The sequence below is a fragment of the Pseudomonas sp. NPDC089554 genome (assembly GCF_050280645.1).
In the GTDB taxonomy this organism is placed as follows: Bacteria; Pseudomonadota; Gammaproteobacteria; order Pseudomonadales; family Pseudomonadaceae; genus Aquipseudomonas.
Map to the genome: position 1 here is coordinate 1 of NZ_JBNNVR010000160.1, position 4,802 is coordinate 4,802.

Genomic DNA, 4,802 nt, shown 5'->3' on the forward strand with positions numbered 1-4,802 from the left:
GGCAGCACCACCAGGAACGCTGCCTGCCAGGTGCTGGCGCCGAGCAGTTGGGCGGCGTCCATCAGGTCGCGCAGGTTGATGGCCTGCAGGTTGTTGGTGATGGCCCGGTACATGAAGGGCAGGGCGATGGTGAAGTAGGTGCCGATGAGGATCCACGGCGTGCCGACCATGGCCATCGGCCCGCTGCCATACAGTTGCAGCAGCCCCACCGACGACACCACCGGCGGCACCGCGAACGGCAGCAGGATGAGGATGTTCATCAGCGCGTCGAGCTTGGGGAAGTGGTAGTGCACCACGAACAACAGCGGCAGGATCAACACCACCGACAACAGCAGCGCACCCACGCACACCAGCAGCGACTGGCCGAAGGCGGCGAGAAAGCGCGGCTCGCTCCACAGCGCGACATACCACTTGAAGGTCAGGCCGCTGGGCAGCAGGGTCGCCGACCAGCTGGTGGCGAAGGAGTAGAGCAGGGTGCCGGCCAGTGGCAGCAGCAGGATCAGGAACAGCAGGTACACCACCACGCGATGGTAGAGCCCGCCGACGGTTTTTTCAGCGCGCATGGTAGCTCCGTTTCAGCAGCCATTGATGAACCACCGTGACCAGCGTCATCAACCCCACCAGCACCATGGCCAGGGCGCTGGCCAGGTTCGGGTCGAGGGTGATGTCGCCGGCCACCAGGGCGGCGATGCGGATCGGCAGCACGTTGAAGTTGCCGGTGGTCAGTGCGTATACCGTGGCGTAGGCGCCCAAGGCGTTGGCCAGCAGGATCACGAAGGTGCCCAGCAGCGCCGGGGTCAGCACCGGCAGGCCGATGTACCGCCAGAACTGCCAGTGGCTGGCGCCCAGCAAGGCTGCGGACTCGCGCCAGTCTTCGCGCAGCGCGTCGAAGGCCGGGTACAGCAACAGCACGCCCAGGGGGATCTGGAAGTAGGTGTACACCAGGATCAACCCGGTCTTGGAATAGATGCTGAAGTCGTCCAGCAGGCCGACCTGCTTGAGCAGCAGGGTCAATGCGCCGTTGAAGCCGAGCAGGATGATGAAGGCGAACGCCAGGGGGACGCCTGTGAAGTTGCTGGTCATGTTGGCGAAGGCGCTGACGAAGTCGCGCAGTTTCGAGTCGACCTGGCGCAGCGAGTAGGCGCCGAGGGTGGCGATGACGATGCCGAACAGGCTCGACCAGAAGCTGATCTCCAGGCTGCGTTGCAAGGCTTGCAGGTAGAACTTCGAGGCGAACAACTTGTGGAAGTTTTCCAGCCCCCAGCCGCTTTCGCCTTGCAGGCTATTGATGGCCACCCAGGCTAGCGGGGCGATCTGGAAGACAATGAAGAACAGTGCGAACGGCAGCAGGCAGAGCAGGGCCAGGTGACGGGGTTTCACGTAAGTAGCTCCCGGCAGACCGTTTTGTCGTGGGCGGCGCCGAGCAGCTCGCAAAGGGTGCCGCACAGCTCGGTTTGCAGGGGCTTGGCGGCCGGGTCCAGGCTGAAGGCCTCGCCGAAGACGAACAGCGGTACCTCGCGCTCTTCGGCCAGCAGGCCATTGTGCGAGCGGTCGTTGTTCATGCCATGGTCGGCGGTCACCATCACCTGGTAGCCCTCTTCGAGCCAGCGCGGTAGGTAGTCGGCCAGCAGGATGTCGGCGCTGCGCGCGGCATTGCGGTACTGGCTGCTGTCCAGGCCATGGCGGTGGCCGGCATCGTCGATGTTCATCGGGTGCACCAGCAGGAAATTCGGGGCGTGGCGGCGGCGCAGGTATTCGGCGTCGGCCAGCAGGTGCGAGTCGGGGTAGTGGTCGGCCCAGTAGAACAACCCGTGCTGGATCGGCAGTTTGGGCGCATGGGTATGGCGGTCGCGTAGCGGGTCGAACGGCGAGCGGTTATAAAGCTCGCTCATCCAGTGGTAGGACGCGGCGGCAGTGCCCAGCCCGGCCTCGCGGGCGTAGTGGAACACGCTACGTTGGTTGGACAGGCGATTGACGTTGTTGTGCACGATGCCGCTGTCGATCGGCGGCACGCCGGTGAGGATGCATTCGTACAGCGGGCGTGACAGCGACGGCAGTTCGCATTCGACGCGGTACAGTGCGGCGCGGTCGGCTTCGACGTAGGCGTGCAGGTGGCCCATGGCGTGATGGGCCACCTGGTAGTTGAGGCCGTCGAGCAGGACCAGGATGACGTTGTGTTGCATGGTGGCTCCGCAGGGTGTCAGTCAGTCCGCGTCGCCCTCTTCGCGGGCAAGCCCGCTCCTACAGGGGTAGTGGAGAACCTTGTAGGAGCGGGCTTGCCCGCGAAAGGGCCAGGTCAGGCACTACAAAATCCGGCCTGTCATTCCATCTCGATGATCACTTGCTCCTGCCACATCTGCGGCAGTTTCTTCGAGGTCGCTTCCCAGGCTTCGGCATTCTTGATCGGCTGGGCAGCCTTGTACTGCTCGTTGGGCAGCAGCTTGGCCTGGACTTCGGCGGGCAGCTTCAGGTGCTCGGCACGGATCGGGCGGGCGTGGCCGATGGCCAGGTTGATCTGCCCGGCATCGCTGAAGATGTATTCGCGAGCCAGCTTGGCGGCGTTGGGGTGCTTGGCGTACTTGTTGATGATGGTGGTGTAGCCGGAAATCACCGAGCCGTCTGCCGGAATCAGCACTTCAAAGCGCTTGGGGTCGATCTGGTCGCGGTAGCTCAGGCCGTTGAAGTCCCACACCACGCCCACTTCCACCTCGCCCTTCTCCAGGGTCTGGATGGTCGGGTTGGCCAGCGACAGGCGTTTTTGCTGGGCCAGCTTGGTGAACAGCTGCAGGCCTGGGGCCACGTTGCTTTCGTCGCCCTTGTAGGCGATGGCTGCCGCCAGTACACCGTTGGCGGCCTGGGCGGCGGTACCGACGTCACCGATGGCGACCTTGTACTTGCCTTTCTCCAGGTCGTGCCAGGTTTTCGGGCGTTCGTCTTCCTTGACCAGGTCCTTGTTGATGATGAAGGCGATGGTGCCGGTGTAGGCCAGTGCCCAATGGCCATCCTGGTCCTTGGCCCAGGTCGGTACCTGCTCCCAGGTGCTCGGCTTGTAGGGCTGGGAAACGCCCTTGGCCACGGCGATGGGGCCGAAGGCGGCACCCACGTCGCCGATGTCGGCGCTGGCGTTGTCTTTTTCGGCTTCGAACTTGGCGATTTCCTGGGCCGAGCTCATGTCGGTGTCACTGTGCTTGAGCCCGTATTTGCTGGCCAGGTCTTCCCAGGTGCCTTTCCAGTTGGCCCAGGCATCGGGCATGCCCACGCTGTTGACCACGCCTTCCTTGCGGGCGGCGTCTTCCAGGGCCTTGAGGTCGGTGTCCGCGGCCATGGCCGAGGTGCACAGGGCGATGGCCGAGCCCAGCAGTGACGCCATGAAGAACTTTTTCATCCGAAGCTCCTTTGGTGGGTGCCTTGCAATCGTTGTAATAGAAGACCTTGCTCGATAACGGTTGGTCTAGGTCAGCAAACCTTGAGCCAAAGTAGGCACCTTGCATGACAATTTGATGTAGAAGGGCCGCCAGGGCAGGTGCCCGCCAGCCCTGGAAATACAGCGTAGACCAGATCGAAGGCCTTGATATACAAGGCTTGGCCCGCTTCTGGCAGGTATATGGCTAGGGCCTTTGTCACAGGATCTTCATCAGCTGTGCCTAAGCTTGCACTACTCTCCATGTGCTCCGTTATGGGGCTGGACTAGTCCAGATAGGTAACTCTTGATGCAAGCGATGCCACCGCGGGCGGTAACAGCGATCTGCCATGCCTTGCAGGAGCAGATTGAGCATGGGCTGCTGGCGCCGGGCGGCAAGTTGCCGGCCGAGCGCAAGCTCAGCGAGGTGTTCGACACCACGCGCATCACCTTGCGTGAGGCTTTGGTGCAACTGGAGGCCCAAGGCCTGATTTACCGCGAGGAGCGGCGCGGCTGGTTCGTCGCGCCTGAGCGCCTGACCTACGACCTGATCGAGCGCAGCCACTTTCACGCCATGGTCCGCGACCAGGGCCGGTTGCCCGCCACCGAGCTGCTGTCGGCGCGCCTGCAACCGGCCTCGGCTGCGGTGTGTTCACGCCTGCACCTGCCGGCGTTGTCCAGTGTGGTACGTATCTGCCGCTTGCGGCGCATCGATGGGCGCGCGGTGCTGTATGCCGAGCACTACCTGAACCCGCGCTATTTCCCCGGCATCCTGGCGCTGGACCTGGCGCAGTCGCTGACTGAGATCTATGCCCGCGAATATGGCATTCGCTATGGGCAGGTGCGCTTCGAGATCCTGCCCACGGCGCTGCCGGTAGAGGCGGCGACGGCGTTGAAGGTGTCGGCGGGTAGCCCGGGGCTGCATATCACCCGGGTCAACAGCGACCAGCATGGGCACCTGATCGACTGCGACCTGGAGTACTGGCGGCACGATGCGATTCGTATTCGGGCCGAGGCGGGATGAGGTGTCAGCGTGAGGCGCTGGACTCCCCGCCCGCCGTCACCACCTGCACCGACAACCGCGGCGTAGCCAAGTCCACCCCGGCTTCGTCCAGGTGTCGCTTGAGCGCCAGGTTGAACGCCCGCGACACCTCCCACTGCTTGATCGGTGCGGTCTTGAAGCGCGCCCGCAGAATCGCCGAGCCCTGCTCGAAACTCTCCACCCCCTGCAATTCCAGCGGCGACCAGATGTTGCGCCGCATCAACGGGTCGTTGCGCAGCTTCTGCCCCACTTCGCGCACCAGGCTGATCGCCTGGTCGATGTTCATGCTGTGCGGGATCGCCACCCGGAAGATCGCGTAGCCGAACTCGCGCGAGTAGTTCTTGATGCTCTTGATTTCGC

At 63.7% G+C, this 4,802-nt stretch carries 6 protein-coding genes; 1 reads left to right on the plus strand and 5 read right to left on the minus strand.

Going from position 1 to position 4,802, the window contains the following annotated elements:
• The 4 genes from ACQKPE_RS25755 to ACQKPE_RS25770 form a co-directional block, all read right to left on the minus strand.
• Window positions 1-563 (minus strand): ABC transporter permease (locus tag ACQKPE_RS25755; RefSeq protein ID WP_427669511.1); only part of this gene is annotated, 563 nt, incomplete at its 3' end.
• Window positions 553-1,380, minus strand: coding sequence for an ABC transporter permease (locus tag ACQKPE_RS25760; RefSeq protein ID WP_427669513.1), 828 nt, complete (start codon window positions 1,378-1,380; stop codon window positions 553-555). The genes ACQKPE_RS25755 and ACQKPE_RS25760, both read right to left, overlap by 11 nt.
• Window positions 1,377-2,183, minus strand: coding sequence for an alkaline phosphatase family protein (locus ACQKPE_RS25765; protein ID WP_427669514.1), 807 nt, complete (start codon window positions 2,181-2,183; stop codon window positions 1,377-1,379). The genes ACQKPE_RS25760 and ACQKPE_RS25765 overlap by 4 nt, the downstream gene beginning before the upstream one ends.
• Window positions 2,184-2,320: 137 nt before the next feature.
• The gene (locus ACQKPE_RS25770; protein ID WP_427669515.1) at window positions 2,321-3,385 is read right to left on the minus strand and encodes an ABC transporter substrate-binding protein; all 1,065 of its coding nucleotides are present in this window, start codon (window positions 3,383-3,385) and stop codon (window positions 2,321-2,323) included.
• A gap of 325 nt (window positions 3,386-3,710) precedes the next feature.
• Here ACQKPE_RS25770 and phnR point away from each other — a divergent pair, with 325 nt between their 5' ends.
• Window positions 3,711-4,424 (plus strand): phosphonate utilization transcriptional regulator PhnR, encoded by a 714-nt coding sequence (gene phnR, locus ACQKPE_RS25775; protein WP_427669517.1) that lies wholly within the window; start codon window positions 3,711-3,713, stop codon window positions 4,422-4,424.
• 4 nt (window positions 4,425-4,428) lie between these two features.
• Here the strand turns inward: phnR and ACQKPE_RS25780 are convergent.
• Window positions 4,429-4,802, minus strand: a 374-nt coding sequence (locus tag ACQKPE_RS25780) for a mechanosensitive ion channel family protein (RefSeq protein WP_427669519.1), incomplete at its 5' end; no start/stop codon positions are given.